Below are 17461 nucleotides of genomic sequence, written 5' to 3' on the forward strand. Positions count from 1 at the left end.
AAATGACATTATCTTGGCCGGGTCGTTATTGGGGTCTCCTCGTTTTCAGTGCAATAAGTGACGGTACGAAAAGCTAGCACTGGCGCGGAGGTGGTGTTGGTAGATCGTTGATTTCATTGACTTTCCTGTTCACTTTCAAATCTGCGATTCGTGGCGTCAAACCGTGGTCGGTTTCATCCATTGGTGCCAGTTATCGATGCATTTGGCCGCGAAGGCAGGATTTGGTCAGCATAGCGGTCAACCGGGAAGCGAAACACACCCCGCAAGTTGATGCTCTCCAGCCTGGTGGGCGCAATCTTCCCGATCAGTTCCGGTGGAATGACCTGGCGGCGGTTCGACCAGCGATCCAGGACCGCCTGCATCTGTGAGGTATTCCACGCCATCACGATGTTGGCCATCAGGCTCAACGCATCGGCCACAGCCTGCATTTCATCGACACGTTTGGCCTGCGCCGGGCTGATCCGGCCGGTATAAATGGCGCGCTTGAGGGCGTTAACAGCCTCGCCCCGATTGAGCACCCGGCGCAACTCGTTCCTGAAAGCGTCCTTGACAAAGTAGTCAGCCAAAAACGCCGTACGCAGCAACCGCCCCAATTGCACGCCAGCCTCATAGATTGGATCGCCCTGGGCGGCAGAACCGAACCGCGCAAGAGCTGCCACCGCACTGGCATGTCCGCTCATGACCGAGGCTGCCAGGTGCACCAGACTATCCCAATGCTTTTCGATCAAAGCGACGTCGACATTGGCTTCGCACACCGCAGCGATTTCTGCGGGCACTTTGGTGCCGCGTGGCACAAAGAGGTGGCGCTGTTTGAGTTCCTTCAACCGCGGGCAAAGATCAAAACCAAGCAAACGGGCATGTGACATGGCAAAGTCGGTGTAGCCATGGGTATCCACAGCAAGCTGGCTGGTCTCCAGCTTTTCTTGGCGGATGACACCTTCAATGGCCACGCCCGCCTGGCGCTCATTGAGCACAAAGGGCTGCGCATGGAAGATGCCCCACCGGTCTTTTACATGGGAGTAGATTCCAATGGAAGGTGTGTTGCGCCGAGGATCAAGCCGGGCTTGCCACACCCGTTTGGTGGTCTCCATGCTCATCATGTCAGAAGATGCCAAATCGGACCGCCCCCAGGTGGCGGCAATCGGGTGTCGCTGCATGAATTCCAGCACAGCCTGGCAGGCCTGGCTCAGACGCCGTTCGTCCCGCGCCCAGCGCATGGCCTGGCGAATGCTGGTGGCAGACAATTGCGGAATCATGCGCGCGCATTCGACCGCAGTCAGACTGGTGCCGTGGGCCATGATGCCGGCATAGACCATCAGCAGCTCGTCGGTAGAGCGCGGCTCACGTCCGAGCATGATCCAGCTAAAGCGCACCTGGGCGTCAACGGCCAGAATCACTTCCGGCAATTGAACCTCACCGATGCGGTGATCCAAAGCCGCGCGCAGCTTGGTCACTTCTGGGTCTTCGTCCTCTGCGGGCAATGGCGACAAATGGAGTTCATCATCCACGCGCAGTACGCCACTGCGGGCTGCAGCGGCCACCGCATCGACACCGGCAGTTACTCTGGCCAGCAAAGGCTTCAAGAAAGTGGCAGCCTTGCTGGGTAACGATAGACGGGCATAGTGTTTCTTGGACTCTGCCTGCCAACGCTCGTCCGTGAAGAACAAGCGCGCACGACCCCGAAAGCTCAGGCTGTGCTCAATCCAGACCGAGCCATTGCGCACCGCGCGGCGCAGGGCAAACAGGGTGGCCACCTCCAACGCCTGAAACGCCCGTTCCCGGTCTGGGCTGGAGATCGAAACCTGCCAGATCATTCCCAGACTTGGTGCCACCACTTCAACTGGCAGCTTTCTGGATCCTTTGAGATATAAAGCTTGCAGCTTGGCAAGGTACTCGATGGCAGGATGCTCGCCGGTGGCCTGCCAGGGCAGCTTTGCAATGGCGACGAGCAACGACCGCACGGGGCGAATTCCATCAATCAATCCCTCGCGGACCAGGGAGGCCCTGCTCGGTGGTTTGCGTTTCTGGGTTTCGGTGATCAAGGCTTCAAGACGGGCACGCAACTCAGCATCTGGCACCGCACCTTGCGCGCTCAAGGCAACAAGTTCGCCGAGCAGCGTTTTGTACATTGCGGCCCAATTGACGGTAGCGGGGACATCGGCGGCAGCCTGACGCCACAGATCGGCGATCCGGCGCTGCACCATAAGGATCAACTGGTCTGTGGTGGTGAACAGGCAATACCGAAGAAAGCATGCGACCTCCACGGTGCGCGCTGGCTCTTTGATCTTGGCTCCGGCTGAGGGCGGCCTGGAGACAAGTCGGCGCGCGTAGCGGCGCAAGATGAGATCGGGGATGTCTGCCAGGTGCTTATGAACGTCCAGCGTGTAAAGCAGGTCGATGCGCTCCAGTACCTCGCTGATTTGGCGGGTTGAGTGTTTCGCCGGTGCAGCCCATAGCCAACTCTGCTGGGTTTGTCCATCTGGGCGCAGCTCTGAAACTGAGGCTCGCCAGCGATCAAGTGTTGCTGGATCAACGCTGGCGGCGATGGCGGTGCCTGTTTCAACTTCAAGCTGGGCAAGTGCCGCCGCAATCAGTGTCCGAATTGCCCGCTCGTGCACGATCACCAGCTTGTTCTTGTACAGCCATTGACGCGCCCGCACGAGTAGCTGATCGCGGTCGGCGCAGCGCGCCACTTCGTCGCGCAGTTCACGTACCAGTGAGCGGCGCTGGTGCTCGCTCATCCACTGGAATCCAAGGACCGTGCAGGCTACTTGTTGGTGATCGAATAGCGTGCGCCCGCGTTCATACATGGCTCTCAGCGAGGCGACTTCTGGTGCTGCAATGCCAAGCTCGTTGCCAAGGTGGCGCCACAAGGCTACTGGAATTACCCGAAAGGCACCGAGCAAACGCCCACTCATGCGCAGGAAACCAATATGGAGCGCCAGACCAAGCTTGTGGGAATCACCTCGGCGTGCATTGATTGCGTCGCGCTCGGCACCATCGAAGGTGAAAAATGCCTTCATCTCGAAGTCGCTGATATCGCGGGGGAGCCCACGCATCCCCAAAAACGTTGTGTGCCAACCCTGCATCGTGAACCTCAAAAGTGGGAGGCCACCATACCCGTTTACAAAGCGAACAGGAAAGTCAATGAAATCAACGGTCTACCCAGACCACCCCCGCGCCAGTGCTAGCTTTGCGTACCGTCACTTATTGCACTGAAAACGAGGAGACCCCAAAGATCCGAGTTGGGGCACGGTGAGAGGTGAACCTGTCAGGCCCATGACCACGGTGAGGGGGGCATTGATCTCCCGGACGAGCGCTTCGATGGTCTTGGGGTCGGAAGCCCCCGGCACAAAGAGGCAATCCGCACCCGCCTCTCGGTACGCATTGCATCGCTCGACGGCCTCTGCAAAAACATTGCTCGCACCAGTCAGGTAGACATCGGATCGGGCCGTCAGAACAAAAGGAACTCCCGACGCGTCCGCGGCGCGTCTTGCTGCCCGAACGCGCGCGACAGCGTGCTCTCTGTCGAACAGGGCTTGCGCAGGATTGCCGCTGTAGTCCTCGATGTTCGCGCCCACCACACCAGCACGAATCGCAGCCGCGATGGTTTCTCCAACCTCTTCAGGGCTCGCACCGTAGCCCGACTGGAGATCGGCGGAGACAGGAAGTGGACTTGCCGCAGCAATGGACCCCACGCGATCCAGCATGGTCTCCCTGCTCACAGCAGCTTCTTGATCAGGGAATCCCAGCGAGAAAGCCACGCCTGCACTCGTAGTGGCGATAGCGGGAAAGCCGCAGGACGCGAGCATCAGCGCACTACCAACGTCCCAAGCGTTGGGCATCAGAAAGATGGCCTCGGCAGTGTGCAATTGCTGGAACCGTAGACCCCGTTGGATTTGGCTCATTATGGCCATCCTAGTCGCCGAAGTTGGTGGCGGGTACTTCAGTCGGTATCGTGCGTATGGGCAATCTCGCCCAGACACCGCATCAACTTGTCGTAAAGCGTGCGCCCTGTTGTCGGGGGAGGTATGCCACACACCCATGTACTTCCTGCCGTTTTTGCGATTTGGTAGAGCGCCTCACTTTTCGACCATAACCAGCGCATGCACAGATTCGTCGGTGTCGAAAAACGGCTCACGTTGCTTGCGTGGTTGCTTTAGGCAGCGCGTTCGAATCTCCTCGGGACGATTCAAGACAGGTTTACCGGGCAAACGCTCCGCAACTCCTATGTGGCCGTGTCAACCGCGCGTTGTTCCGGATCTGTTCACCTACTCGCCAAAACGGAGTAGATAGCTACCCCCAGATTCTGAGAGTGAAGTGGTGCAAGGCGATGTCTTCAACAAAGACGATTTGTACGAGGCATTAAGCAAGCACAGAGTGGGAATAGCGATCAATTCCAACGATCCTTCAACCCCGTCACCCGGTTGAACACCACTTTCCCGCCCACCCCGTGGTCCGCACGGTCGGCCACGAAGTAGCCGTGGCGCTCAAACTGGAATTTCTGGTCTGGCTTCGCTGCAGCCAGTGAAGGCTCCACAACCGCCGTCACCACCTTCAGGCTGTCGGGGTTCAGCGCGTCCAGGAAGTTCTTGCCGCCCGCGTCGGGTTGCGGGTCGGTGAACAGGCGGTCGTACAGGCGCACTTCGGCGCTCACCCCGTCGGCGTTGCCCACCCAGGTGATGGCGGCTTTGGCCTTGACGCTGTCGGCGCCGGGGGTGCCGCTCTTGGTGCCGGGGATGACCTTGGCGTGCACTTCGGTCACTTTGCCTTCGGCGTCTTTGGCGCAACCCGTGCATTCGATGACGTAGCCGCCTTTGAGGCGCACCACGTTGCCTGGGAACAGGCGCTTGTAGCCCTTGGGCGGCACTTCTTCAAAGTCTTCGCGTTCGATCCACACGTCCTTGCCGATCTTGAAGACGCGGTCAGGCGGCGGCGTCTGGCCTTCGGCAATGGTGCTGTGGGGCAGGGCGGGCTGGGTGCAGTCTTCGGTGTAGCCGTCAGAGCCGAACACTTCGGCCCAGTTGGTGAGCACCAGCTTGACGGGGTCAAGCACGGCCATGCCGCGGTGGGCCTTGTTTTCCAGGTCTTCGCGCAGGCAGCCGTCGAGCGTGCTGTAGTCGATCCAGGAGTCGCTCTTGGTCACGCCGATGCGTTCGGCAAACAGCTGGATGGCCTCGGGCGTGTAGCCGCGGCGGCGCAGGCCGACGATGGTGGGCATGCGCGGGTCGTCCCAGCCGCTGACTTTCTTCTCGTTCACCAGCTGCGCCAGCTTGCGCTTGCTGGTGATCACGTAGGTCAGGTTCAGGCGCGCAAATTCGTACTGCCGCGGCGGTGGGGCCTTGAGCAGGCCGCCTTCGCACAAACGCTCCAGCAACCAGTCGTAGAACGGGCGCTGGTCTTCAAATTCCAGCGTGGCGATGCTGTGGGTGATCTGCTCCAGCGCGTCCTCGATGGGGTGCGCGAAGGTGTACATGGGGTAGATGCACCAGGCGTCGCCCGTGTTGTGGTGCGTGGCGCGGCGGATGCGGTAGATGGCCGGGTCGCGCAGGTTGATGTTGGGCGAGGCCATGTCGATCTTGGCGCGCAGCACGGCGGCGCCGTCGGCCAGTTTGCCGTCGCGCATCTCGCGGAAGCGGGCCAGGTTCTCTTCCGGGCTGCGGCTGCGGAAGGGGCTGTCCACGCCGGGCTTGCCGAAGTCGCCGCGGTTGATGCGCATGTCTTCGGCTGTCTGCTCGTCCACATAGGCGTGGCCGGCGGTGATAAGGTATTCGGCCGCGCGGTACATGAAGTCGAAGTAGTTCGACGCGTAGTACAGGTGGCTTTCCTGCTTGCCGTTGAAGTTGGATTCCCAGTTGAAACCCAGCCACTGCACCGCGTCGAGGATGGAGTCCACGTACTCCTTTTCTTCCTTCTCGGGGTTGGTGTCGTCAAAGCGCATGTGGCAGACGCCGCCGTAGTCGCGCGCCAGGCCGAAGTTCAGGCAGATGCTCTTGGCGTGGCCCACGTGCAGGTAGCCGTTGGGTTCGGGCGGGAAGCGGGTGCGGATCTTGGCCGGGTCGGGCTGGCCGGCGTCGTGGAAGGCGGCATCACCCGGGCCGCCGCCCCATTGGCGCTGGGCGTAGGTGCCGGTGGCGAGGTCTTTTTCAATGACCTGGCGCAGGAAGTTTGACGTCCTGAGCGCCTGGCCCTCAATTTCTGCGGGAGCTTGGTGGTGTCGAGAGATGCTGGACGAAAGGGACGGGGGGGGCATGCAGTCATTCTAAGGAGAGGCGGAAGCTCCAAGATAATCAAGGTCTAACCCACAACAGGTGTCACGCGCTTGAACCAAAGCACTCCCTTGCCGAACGCCTCTCTGCTGAACCAGCTGTTACGGTTCACCCCCACGGCGCGCATGTTTTTCTCGGGAAATCTCTGTACCCTGACGCAGGGATCCGAGGCTGACGGCCTCAAGCAGGGGACGATGCACCTGCTGAGTCGCGGCGAGCTGCAACTGACGCGCAAGGGCTTTGCGCCGCTGAACGTGCGGGCGCCCAGCGTGCTGTTGCTTCCCCGCGCGTTGGAGCACTGGGTTCAGGGCTCAGGGCCGCAGGGGGTGGACCTGATGTGCGCCACCCTCAGTGAATTGGCGCCGCCGCTGGACATGATCTTGCCGGACGTCACGGTGATTGACTTGACCGCCACGTCATCGCTGCAGCGACCGGTAGAGCTGCTGTTCGAGGAGGCCGAGGCACGTGCTTTTGGTTATCGGGCAGCGATCGACCGCCTGCTGCAATACACCTTCGTGGTGCTTGTGCGTCACCTGATTGATCGGCAACTGCTGTCCGGCGGTGTGCTGGAGGCCATGGTCGACAGCCGTCTGGGTGTGGTGCTGTCCATGCTGCACGAATCGCCAGAGCACGACTGGACGCTTGACAGCATGGCGGAGCTGGCGCACCTGTCCCGGTCTGCCTTTGCCCTGCGCTTTGTCCAGGTGGTGGGCATACCGCCGTTGACCTACTTGACCCACTGGCGCATGGCGGTTGCCCGCAACCTACTCGCGCAAGGGCAGGCAGTGAAGGCGGTGGCCTCTCAGGTGGGCTACGGTAATGCCACCGCATTCGCGCGAGCGTTTCAACGGGCCTCGGGGCAATCGCCCAGCGCTTGGCAGATGGAGCATCTGAGTCAGCCGTAGGTCCATCGCGCCCTGGTTCTGGACGATCGGTGGCGTGATGCGGACGCCGAATGCCGTTGTGCTGTGCCGAACGGACCCGACTTCAGGTTCAATGCCTTGAGGCAGAACTTTGAAGGAGATCACGATGAACCCGAGCGAAAAAGCAGTCCTGGCCGGCGGTTGTTTCTGGGGCATGCAGGACCTGGTGCGCAAGCTGCCTGGCGTGTTGCGCACCCGTGTGGGCTACAGCGGCGGCGATGTGCCCAACGCCACCTACCGCAACCACGGCACCCACGCCGAGGCGTTGGAGGTGGAGTTCGACCCCACGCAGACGAGCTTTCGCGACCTGCTGGAGTTCTTCTTCCAGATCCACGATCCGAGCACCCCGGGGCGCCAGGGCAATGACCGCGGCAGTTCCTACCGGTCGGCCATTTTCTACACCTCGGACGAGCAGCTGGCCACGGCGCAGCAGACCATTGCCGATGTGAATGCCTCGGGTTTGTGGCCGGGCAAGGTGGTCACCGAGCTCGCGCCCGCGGGGCCGTTCTGGGAGGCCGAGCCCGAGCATCAGGACTACCTGGTCAAGCACCCCAACGGCTACACCTGCCACTACCCCCGTGCGGGCTGGAAGCTGCCGCGACGCGAGATCGGCTGACGGCCAACGCTCAAGAACGGTGGGGGTCGGCGCGCCAGTGGGCGGGCCGACCCGGTGTGTCTGTTTTTTTCCTGAGGAGATGGTGATGCAATCCCGGTGCATTCAACAGGCGCCCGAGCTGCGGGTGCCGTGGTGGATCGACGGCGAAGGGCGCAGCATGGCACCGCTGAAGCTGTCCGATCTGGGCGACGGGTTCAAAGTGATCTTCTGCTTCCAGCACTGGTGTCCGGGCTGCCACAGCCATGGCTTTCCGACCCTGCAGAAGCTGATCAAGGCGTTGGGCGATCGCGGCTTCGCGTTTGCCGCGGTGCAGACCGTGTTCGAGGGCGCCGAGTCCAACACCTTCGAGCGCCTGCGCGAGACGCAGTTGCGCTACGGCTTGAACATTCCGTTCGGACACGACCCTGCGATCGGACGCGCGTCGTCGCTCATGGCGGACTACGGGACGCGCGGCACGCCGTGGTTTTTGGTGATCGATCCGCTGGACGAGGTGCTCTACAGCGACTTCGAGCTCGACGAGCGGCAGCTGATCGGGGCGTTCGGCGCTTCGAACGATGGTCTCAAGGCGGCCTGAAGTCATGCGTGCGTCCACACCAAAGGCCGTGTCGGAGCCGAAGACGCCGGGGACGGGCCCGGCGTTTCGGCTGCCGTTTGACAACAGCTTCTTCCGGGACATGCAGGGGTTCTATGTGCCTTGGAAGCCCGAGCCGTCCCCGGCCCCGGCCTGGGTGCAGTTCAACGACGCCCTGGCGCTGGAGCTGGGGCTGGAGCCGGCGACGCTGAAGTCTGCGACCGGTCTGGCGTGGCTGTCCGGCGTGGAAATGCCGGCTGAGGCGGCGCCGCTGGCGCAGGCCTACGCGGGACACCAGTTCGGCCAGTTCTCGCCACACTTGGGGGATGGCCGCGCCTTGCTGCTCGGGGAACTCATCGACACGGCAGGACAGCGTCGGGACCTGGCCCTCAAGGGGTCGGGCCGTACGCCGTTTTCGCGCCGTGGCGATGGCAAGGCGGCACTGGGCCCGGCGCTGCGCGAGTACCTCATGGGCGAGGCCATGCACGCGTTGGGCATTCCCACGACGCGTGCGCTGGCGGTGATCCGGACCGGTGAGCGGGTGAACCGCGAGGGCTCGCCCCCCGGGGCGATCTTGGTGCGCGTGGCGGCCAGCCACTTGCGGGTGGGCACTTTTGAGTTCTTCGCGGCGCGGGAGGAGGAGGTGATGCTTCGGCGGCTGCTCGACTATGCCGTGGCGCGGCATGACCCCGCCCTCGCCAAGCTTTCCGACAAGCCCATTCCGATGCTGGAGGCCGTCTGTGAGCGGCAGGCGCAGCTGATTGCACGCTGGATGGGCGTGGGCTTCATCCACGGGGTGATGAACACCGACAACATGAGCATTTCGGGCGAGACCATCGACTATGGTCCGTGTGCGTTCATGGAGGGTTTCGATCCGGCCACGGTGTTCAGCTCGATCGACCGTCAGGGGCGATATGCCTACGGCCAGCAGCCGGCCATGGCGCAATGGAACCTGGCCCGTCTGGCCGAAGCGTTGCTGCCGGTTCTGGACGCCCGCGATATCGACGTCGTGGAACGGGTGGAACAGGTGGTGGCCGGGTTTGCCGTGCGCTTTGACCGGCATTGGACCGGGCAGCTGCGCGCCAAGCTGGGCTTGGCCGCTGAAGAGCCGGACGACCGCGCCCTGGCGGACGACTTCCTGCAGCTGCTGCAGCGGGAAAAGGTGGACTTCACGCTGGCGTTCCGCCTCCTGTCCGACGCCATCACGGGGCCGGATGCCGCACTGCACGACCTGTTCGGACGGGAGCGCCCGGCGCTCTCGGACTGGCTGGCGCGCTGGCGCCAGCGCATGGCCCGGGAGGGAAGGACCTTGCAGGACTGCGCCGCAACGGCGTGGTCGGTCAATCCCTTCGTGATCCCGCGCAATCACCAGGTGGAGGCGGCGCTGTCGAGTGCCGTGGACGAGGCCGACCTCGGTCCGTTCGAGCGCCTGCTGGCGGTGCTGGGGCGGCCGTACGAGACGGTGGAGTCCGCGCGGCCATTCACGCTGCCGGCCTCGCCCGAAGTGGCCGCAGCCCACCGCACCTTCTGCGGCACCTGATTGGGGTACCCAACGATTTCTGAAAGGAGACTTCGCATGACCACAACGAAACAGGAACCCGGTGTCCTTGGCGAAGCGGCCGCTCCCCTGGGTGTGACCCGGTGGGTGGACGCGTCGGGCCAGGCGCTGGAACACTTCGACCTGGACCGCATGCCCGGCCGGTTCAAGCTCATCTTCTGTTTTCAGGACGCCTGCCCGGGGTGCCATGCGACCGGCTTTCCGGCGCTTGCCCGGGTGGTCGACGCGTTTCGGGGGAGCGACTTCGTCGGGTTCGCCGCAGTCCAGACCGTGTTCGAGGACTTCGGTTCGAACACCTGGGAGCGCATGCTGGCCAATCACTCCCGCTACGCGCTGGGCATTCCCTTCGGGCACGACGCCGGTGACGAACAGGACGGCGCGGGTTCGGAGCTGATGCGCCGCTACCGCAACGGCGGCACACCCTGGTTCATCCTGATCGATCCCGATGGCAGAGTGGTCTACAACCATTTCCGAATCGACGCCGACAAGCTCGTCACCTTTCTCAAGCGGCTGGAAAACGAACCGGCGGCACCGGAGCCTGGGCCCGACATGTTGACTTGGAAAGGAGTGATTCAACTGGTGGAAACGGGCAACCCGACGCCACCGCGCCGAGTTGAGCGCAGCGAAGCCGAGTGGGCCCAACAGCTGACGCCCGAGCAGTTCCGAATCACGCGGCTCAAGGGCACCGAACGGGCGCACAGCTCCTCGATGTGTACGCTGTTTTCGCCCGGGATCTACCGGTGCGTGTGCTGCGGCACTGAACTATTCGATGCGTCGACCAAATATGACAGCCGCAGCGGCTGGCCCAGCTTCACGCAGGCCATTGCCCCGGGTCTGGTGGGCTATCACGGAGACAACAGCCACGGCATGGTGCGGGTGGAGACGACGTGCAACGTCTGCGACGCCCACCTGGGTCACGTGTTTCCCGACGGACCCAAGCCCAGCGGTCTGCGCTACTGCATCAACGCCCTGGCACTGGAGAAAGCATGAGCAGCGAAAAGGTAGGCTTCGCTGGCAGCAGCCAGGGTCTGCTGGTGGGTGTCTTGGAACGCCCGGACCATGCACCGTTACAAGCCCTGGCGGTGTTTGCCCACTGCTTTACCTGCGGAAAGAACTCTCTCGCCGCGACCCGCATCAGCCGGGCGCTGGCTCAGCAGGGCATCGCCACGCTGCGCTTTGATTTCACCGGTCTGGGCGAGAGCGAAGGCGACTTCGGGCGCGGTGGCTTTTCGTCCAGCGTGGCGGACATTGTGGCGGCGGTGCACTGGATGCAGAGCACGATCGGCATGCCTGCACTGTTGGTCGGACACAGCCTGGGGGGGACGGCGGCCATCGCGGCGGCTGCCCGCCTCGACGGCATACGGGCGGTTTGCACGCTGGGCGCACCCGCGACGGCCGACCATGTGCTTCGTCACTTCGGTCCGACCAAGTCCGAAGAGGATGGGCAGATCCAGGTCGACCTGGGCGGCCGGGCGTTCAGGATCGCGCCGGCCTTCATTGAAGAGCTCCAGGCCCAAGCCCACGAGAACCCGGTCAAGGGGCTTCGCGCGGCCTTGCTGGTTATGCACGCGCCAAGTGACGCGGTGGTGGACATCGGCGAGGCACAGGACCTGTTCAAGGCGGCCAGACATCCTAAGAGTTTCATCAGCCTGGACGATGCGGACCATCTGCTCACGCGCCCGGCCGATGCGCAGTATGCGGCTGACCTGATTGGCGCCTGGGCCTCGCGGTTTCTGCCGATGCGAGCCGAGCGAAACGATGCGCCGTCGGACCTTCGTGCGGGCGAGGTGTGGGTGGGGGAGCACGATCACGCCTTCTGGCGATCGATGCGAGCAGGTCCGCACCACCTCGACGCCGATGAGCCCAAGGAAGTGGGTGGTGGCGAACGCGGGCCCGATCCTTATGAACTTCTGCTGATGTCGCTGGGCGCCTGCACGTCCATGACATTGCGCCAGTACGCCAAGCGAAAAGGCTATGCGCTCAAGGATGTCCAGGTCAGGTTGCGTCATGAGCGCGCGCACGCGACCGATTGCCAGGAGTGCGGGGATCGCTCGGGACAGGTTGACCACGTCACGCGGCAGCTCCTGCTGAGCGGACCGTTGAGTGAAAGCCAGCGACAGGACCTGTTGCGCATCGCCGATCGTTGCCCCGTGCATCGAACGCTGGAGAACCATCCGGTGATCACCACCACACTGATTCGGGACTGATCCCAACCACACACAAACGAAGGAGACGGAGCATGAGAGCCATCTGGAAAGGCACCACCATCGCTGAGAGCGATGACATCGTGGAAGTTGAAGGCAACGCCTATTTCCCACACGACGCGTTGCGCCCGGAACATTTCAAACCAAGCGATACGCACACCACCTGTCCATGGAAGGGGCGGGCCAGCTACTACGACGTCGTGGTCGGCGAAGACGTGAACGCTGACGCGGCGTGGTACTACCCGTCGCCCAAGGCTGGTGCGGAGGCGGTGACCGGCAGGGTGGCGTTCTGGCGCGGTGTCGAGGTGCGGCCATGAGCGGGGAACAGAGGTTCGACGCGATCGTGATCGGAGCCGGTCAGGCCGGTCCCTTTCTGGGCGCGACACTCGTTGCCCGGGGTATGAAGGTGGCGCTCATCGAGGAGCGTGACCTGGGTGGTACCTGTGTCAATCGGGGCTGCACCCCAACCAAGACCCTACGCAAGTCGGCTCGTGTGGCTCACATGGCGCGCCGGGCCAGCGAATTCGGTGTGCAAACCGGGTCGGTCCAGGTCAACTTCAGGGCAGCGATGGAGCGCATGCAACGCCGGGTGGAGGAGGCTCGCTCTGGCCTGCAGGCCTGGCTGGGCCAGTTGGAAGGACTCACCATCATCAAGGCGCGCGGTCGCCTGGCGGGCCGTGAAGGCGAACAGTTCGTGGTGCTGGCCGGCGAGCATCAGCTGGTGGCGCCCAAGGTGGTGCTGAACACCGGCACACGTCCCTTTGTTCCGCCGGTGCCTGGGCTGGACGAGCTGCCGTTCCTGGACAACGAACGGCTGTTGGCGCTGCGTGAATTACCGTCCAGGCTGGTGATCATCGGCGGTGGATACATCAGCCTGGAGATGGCTCAGATCTTTCGGCGGCTGGGAAGTGAGGTTGCCATTCTGGAAACAGGGCCCCGCCTCACGGCCCGCGAGGACGAGGACATTGCAGCCGCTGTGACCGGAATGCTGACAGCGGAAGGCATCGAAGTGAACACCGGCGTGCGCATTGAGCGGGTCGGCAAGGCGGACAACGACGCTGGCGTGCGGGTGCAGTTGGCTGGTGGCCGCAGCGTGGATGGCAGCCACCTGCTGGTGGCCACCGGGCGAATACCGAACACCGACTGTCTGGGCCTGGAAACGGTGGGCCTGGAGGTCAGTGCGCGAGGCTACCTGGTCACCAACGACCGGCTCGAAACCGCGGTTCCCGGCATCTGGGCGCTGGGTGACATCAATCAGCGCGGGGCCTTTACCCACACCAGCTACCACGATCAGGACATCGTGGCGGAGAACCTGGCCGGAGGGCAACGCAGCGCCGCCGCGCGCGTCGGCATTTATGCCATGTTTACCGATCCTCCGCTGGCCCACGTCGGTCTTTATGAGGCCGACGCGCGAAAACTCGTGACCGAAGGGCGACGCATTTCCCAGGCGGTTCACGCCATGAAGGACGTCAGTCGCGCGAAGGAAGAAGGCGAAACCGTGGGCAAGATCAAGCTCCTCATCGATGAGGACAGTGGTCATTTCCTCGGAGCGACCATGCTCGGGATCCAGTCGGACGAGATCATTCAGGCGATCGGTCTGGTGATGGCCAGTGGCGGCACCTGGAAGTTGGTCCGGGATGCATTGCCCGTTCACCCGACGGTCACCGAGTTCCTGCCCACCATCATTGATCGACGCAAGCCCTTGACCGCAAGTTCTGGGTGAGCCGGAGGACCCACACCATGCCCATCAACCGCTCATTCAGCGGCCGCAATCGCGATGTCCACAACCACGGCGGTCGACTTCCGCCAGGACAGTCCCTGACGGAAGGTTTTCCCGTGCTGACTGCGGGCCCCACCCCAAAAGCCTTGGCGCTTGGCGATTGGCGCTTGACCTTGAAGGTCGGTGTGCGGCCGGTTCGCGTTTGGACCTGGAGCGAATTCCAGGCCCTGCCCCAGACCGAGCAGGTGGTCGATATCCATTGCGTTACCACCTGGTCGAAATTCGACACCCGCTGGCGCGGTGTGACGTTGGACACCTTGTTGCAGGCGGCCGGACTGGAAGCGCCCACGCCTTGGGTGTTGGCGCATTCTCAGGACGGCTACTCCACCAACGTGCCGTTGGCCGATCTGACACAAGGGCGCGCAATGATCGCAACGCACTACGACGACCGACCGCTCGCGCCCGAGCACGGGGGACCGGCACGCCTGTTGGTGCCGCATCTCTACTTCTGGAAGTCGGCCAAGTGGGTCAATGCGCTGCAGTTCAACGAGCGCGACGAGGCCGGGTTCTGGGAACTGCGGGGCTATCACATGCGAGGCGACCCTTTCAAGGAAGAGCGCTATGGATGAGGCTGTTGGTCAACACCGGCTGAGCTGGCAGACCGCACGCATCGATGCGTTGCAGGCACTGACTCCACGCGTCATGCGGGTGGTGCTGCGTCCTGACAGATGGGTTCGCCCGAGGCCGGGCCAGCATTTGGATGTCCGACTGACAGCGGAAGACGGCTATCAGGCACAACGGAGCTATTCACTCCTCTCACCTCCTCAACGTACCGGGCTCTATGAGCTTGGCATTGAGCGTTTGGACGATGGCGAAGTATCCACCTGGTTTCACGACAAGGCCCAGCACGGCGAAACGATTGAAGTCCTCGGACCGGTTGGAGGTCATTTTGTGCTTGACGAGTCGAACACACGACCAGCCTTGCTGATTGGGGGAGGATCTGGCGTCGTTCCCCTTTTGTCCATGGCAGCGCAACGCGTGGGTGCATACAGCCAAGCGCATACAACGCTGTTGGTTGCCGCACGCCATCTTGACGAAGTGTTGCTCTGGCCCACCCTGCAGCGATGGGAAGCGTTTACGCCGCGGTTTCGCAGCCGACTGGCGCTCTCGCGGGATACCTGTGCCCCGCGCGCACAGGACCACGTTGGCCGCATTGATGGAGCCGATGTTGCTTGGGCATTGCAGCAATTGGGTGATGTGGCGACCGAATCTGCGCAGGTTTTCATCTGCGGGCGTAATGACTTTGTCGAGTCCATCGTTCATATGGTCACCGGGCTAAATGTGCCCGAGGTCTCCATCCGCACCGAGCGCTTCGGAAGTTGACTCTCTTTTTTCTCATCTGCCGTGACACCTGAAGACATCCGCCTAACCCGATACGTCTCTGTCCGTTCGCGCAGCGAACGTCTGTGTGCCCCTCTGAGTGCCGAGGACCATGTTCCCCAACCGGTTTCCGACGTCAGTCCGCCGAAGTGGCACTTGGCCCACACCACGTGGTTCTTCGAGACTTTTGTCCTCGCGAAACAACAGCCGGACTATCGACTGTTCCATCCTCTGTATGGCTACCTGTTCAACAGCTACTACGAATCGGAGGGCGCTCACCTGGCACGCCCGCAGCGAGGGAGCTTGAGTCGCCCGACGGTGGCTGAGGTGATGGCGTATCGCGCGCATGTGGACGAGTCCATGCGCCGTATGCTGAAGGAACCACTGGAGCCCGCGGTCGCGGCCTTGGTAGAGCTGGGCATGCAGCATGAACAACAGCATCAGGAGTTGCTGATCACAGACATCAAGTACATCCTGGGCCACAACCCATTGCATCCGGCGTATGACCCTCTGGGCATCGGTCCCCAAGATGTGACGGCCGAACATGATGGAACCTGCCCACCACTGGACGATTGGCTTAGCGTCGAAGGGCAGACGATTCGCATGGGCCACCAGGGGCCAGGGTTCGCCTTCGACAACGAGTCGCCATCGCATTTGGCGCTCATTCAAGGAGTAGACATCCGTGTGGCGCTAGTCACCAATGATGAATACCTTCAGTTCATGCGCGACGGAGGATATCAGCGCCATTCGCTCTGGCATGCGGAAGGCTGGGACTGGGTGCAAACGCTTAAATTCCGTGCGCCGATGTACTGGCAGCCCGACCCTAACCAGCCTGACGGATGGGGTCATTACACGCTCCAGGGGGTGATGCCGCTGACCAGTCAGGCACCAGTCACGCATGTCAGTTACTACGAGGCACACGCTTTCTGCGATTGGGCGGGGTGGCGATTGCCCACCGAGTTCGAGTGGGAAGCAGCGGCAAGCCGGTTCGACTGGGGGCGTCGATGGGAATGGACGCGCAGTGCCTATCAGCCCTATCCCGGTTTTGCCCGCAGCGAGGGCGCAGTGGGCGAATACAACGGGAAGTTCATGGTGAACCAGCAGGTCTTGCGCGGAGCGTCCTGGGCCACATCGCCGGGCCACGCCCGTTTGACATACCGGAACTTCTTTCACGCTCCGTTGCGTTGGCAGTTCACGGGCATCCGTCCTGTTCGCTCGCGGGAGTCCGCATGACTGATCGGGACAGACTGACGGAGCATGTTCTGCAAGGGTTGACGCGACCACAGAAGGCGCTCTCATCCGCTTGGTTCTACGACGATGAGGGCTCGCGCCTGTTTCAGCAGATCATGGCGCTGCCCGAGTACTACCTCACACGCCTTGAGCACGAGCTGCTGCGCTCACGCGCGGATGAGCTTTCCCGGTGGATAGATCCTCGGTGCAGCCCGATCGATCTGATTGAACTGGGCAGCGGCGACGGGGCCAAAACGCTGTCGCTGTGCCAGGCACTGGCGCAACGTGAAGTGGATTGCATCTACAGGCCTATGGATGTGTCCGCACACGCCCTAGCGGATCTGAGCCGCCGCTTTGACACGTACCTCCCCCGCATGGCCATCGAACCGGTGCTGGGAGACTATTTCGAGCATTGGCCTCAGATTGCCGAAGGGCGACGCCAGGTTGCAATGTTGCTGGGCAGCAATCTGGGCAACCTCGACGAACACGGTGCCGTCAAGCTGCTGCAGCGGGTGCATTCGCATTTGCGCCCGGGTGACCTTGTGCTGCTTGGTCTGGATCTGGTCAAGGACCCGGCCATGTTGCGCGCAGCATACGACGATTCACAGGGCGTGACCGCTGCGTTCAATTTGAATCTGCTGACGCGGTTGAATCGCGAGTTGGGCATGGACTTCGATCTGACGAAATTTCGGCACTACGCCAGCTACTGTCCGCTGGAACACGTGGCCAGAAGCTTTCTGGTGAGCCAAGTTGACCAGGTGGTCCACAGCAGAACCCTTGACCGAGGGTTTGTATTCCATGCCGGGGAGACCATCTATACAGAGCAATCCCAGAAATACTCCCTGGCTTCAATCGAACACCTCGCACGCCGAAGCGGGTTTGACAACACCTGCACCCTGACCGACCCCCGAGGCTGGTACGCCATCACCGTCTGGCACCGGCTACCGTTCACCCCAACGCAACAAACGTCGACCTGAAAAAGGAGTCCTA

At 62.5% G+C, this 17461-nt stretch carries 15 protein-coding genes; 12 read left to right on the forward strand and 3 right to left on the reverse strand.

The genetic code is table 11. From position 1 onward, the window contains the following. Positions 1-173: 173 nt before the first annotated feature. The 3 genes from GH664_RS23520 to GH664_RS23530 all read right to left on the reverse strand — a co-directional run bounded on the left by GH664_RS23520 (position 174) and on the right by GH664_RS23530 (position 6253). On the reverse strand, positions 174-3089 hold the full coding sequence (locus tag GH664_RS23520; RefSeq protein ID WP_003049965.1) for a Tn3-like element IS1071 family transposase: 2916 nt from the start codon (positions 3087-3089) through the stop codon (positions 174-176). A 114-nt stretch (positions 3090-3203) separates the two neighbouring features. Continuing rightward, complete coding sequence (locus GH664_RS23525) at positions 3204-3908, reverse strand: isocitrate lyase/phosphoenolpyruvate mutase family protein (protein ID WP_079385910.1); 705 nt, start codon at positions 3906-3908, stop codon at positions 3204-3206. A 485-nt stretch (positions 3909-4393) separates the two neighbouring features. Then, positions 4394-6253, reverse strand: a complete 1860-nt coding sequence (locus GH664_RS23530; RefSeq protein WP_197970338.1) for a glutamine--tRNA ligase/YqeY domain fusion protein — start codon at positions 6251-6253, stop codon at positions 4394-4396. Between the two features lie 69 nt (positions 6254-6322). Between GH664_RS23530 and GH664_RS23535 the strand changes: the two genes are divergently transcribed. The 12 genes from GH664_RS23535 (at position 6323) to egtD (ending at position 17448) form a co-directional block, all read left to right on the forward strand. Next, a complete protein-coding gene (locus tag GH664_RS23535; protein WP_052157284.1) occupies positions 6323-7174 on the forward strand; it encodes an AraC family transcriptional regulator in 852 nt (283 codons plus the stop codon). A gap of 124 nt (positions 7175-7298) precedes the next feature. Continuing rightward, positions 7299-7808: a peptide-methionine (S)-S-oxide reductase MsrA gene (gene msrA, locus GH664_RS23540; RefSeq protein ID WP_008652077.1), complete on the forward strand. Its 510-nt coding sequence runs from the start codon at positions 7299-7301 to the stop codon at positions 7806-7808. Between the two features lie 85 nt (positions 7809-7893). Beyond that, positions 7894-8382 carry a peroxiredoxin gene (locus GH664_RS23545; RefSeq protein ID WP_034053978.1) on the forward strand — a complete coding sequence of 163 codons (489 nt, stop codon included), beginning with the start codon at positions 7894-7896 and terminating at the stop codon, positions 8380-8382. A 4-nt stretch (positions 8383-8386) separates the two neighbouring features. Continuing rightward, a complete protein-coding gene (locus tag GH664_RS23550) occupies positions 8387-9919 on the forward strand; it encodes a YdiU family protein (protein WP_074423286.1) in 1533 nt (510 codons plus the stop codon). A 567-nt stretch (positions 9920-10486) separates the two neighbouring features. Then, complete coding sequence (msrB, locus tag GH664_RS23555) at positions 10487-10927, forward strand: peptide-methionine (R)-S-oxide reductase MsrB (RefSeq protein ID WP_034054008.1); 441 nt, start codon at positions 10487-10489, stop codon at positions 10925-10927. Then, positions 10924-12144, forward strand: a complete 1221-nt coding sequence (locus GH664_RS23560; protein WP_008647313.1) for a bifunctional alpha/beta hydrolase/OsmC family protein — start codon at positions 10924-10926, stop codon at positions 12142-12144. The genes msrB and GH664_RS23560 overlap by 4 nt, the downstream gene beginning before the upstream one ends. A 32-nt stretch (positions 12145-12176) precedes the next feature. Continuing rightward, on the forward strand, positions 12177-12458 hold the full coding sequence (locus GH664_RS23565) for a DUF427 domain-containing protein (protein ID WP_034053981.1): 282 nt from the start codon (positions 12177-12179) through the stop codon (positions 12456-12458). After that, positions 12455-13864 (forward strand): mercuric reductase, encoded by a 1410-nt coding sequence (locus GH664_RS23570; protein ID WP_034053982.1) that lies wholly within the window; start codon positions 12455-12457, stop codon positions 13862-13864. Before GH664_RS23565 ends, GH664_RS23570 begins: the two co-directional genes overlap by 4 nt. Before the next feature lie 17 nt (positions 13865-13881). Then, positions 13882-14490, forward strand: a complete 609-nt coding sequence (locus GH664_RS23575; RefSeq protein ID WP_008647302.1) for a sulfite oxidase-like oxidoreductase — start codon at positions 13882-13884, stop codon at positions 14488-14490. Next, positions 14483-15244 carry an FAD-binding oxidoreductase gene (locus tag GH664_RS23580; RefSeq protein ID WP_042797684.1) on the forward strand — a complete coding sequence of 254 codons (762 nt, stop codon included), beginning with the start codon at positions 14483-14485 and terminating at the stop codon, positions 15242-15244. Before GH664_RS23575 ends, GH664_RS23580 begins: the two co-directional genes overlap by 8 nt. 36 nt (positions 15245-15280) lie before the next feature. Beyond that, positions 15281-16474, forward strand: a complete 1194-nt coding sequence (egtB, locus tag GH664_RS23585; RefSeq protein ID WP_034054010.1) for an ergothioneine biosynthesis protein EgtB — start codon at positions 15281-15283, stop codon at positions 16472-16474. After that, positions 16471-17448 carry an L-histidine N(alpha)-methyltransferase gene (egtD, locus tag GH664_RS23590; RefSeq protein ID WP_034053995.1) on the forward strand — a complete coding sequence of 326 codons (978 nt, stop codon included), beginning with the start codon at positions 16471-16473 and terminating at the stop codon, positions 17446-17448. The genes egtB and egtD overlap by 4 nt, the downstream gene beginning before the upstream one ends. Positions 17449-17461: the final 13 nt, after the last annotated feature.

This window comes from Thauera sp. 2A1 (genome assembly GCF_009469595.2).
Classification (GTDB): domain Bacteria; phylum Pseudomonadota; class Gammaproteobacteria; order Burkholderiales; family Rhodocyclaceae; genus Thauera.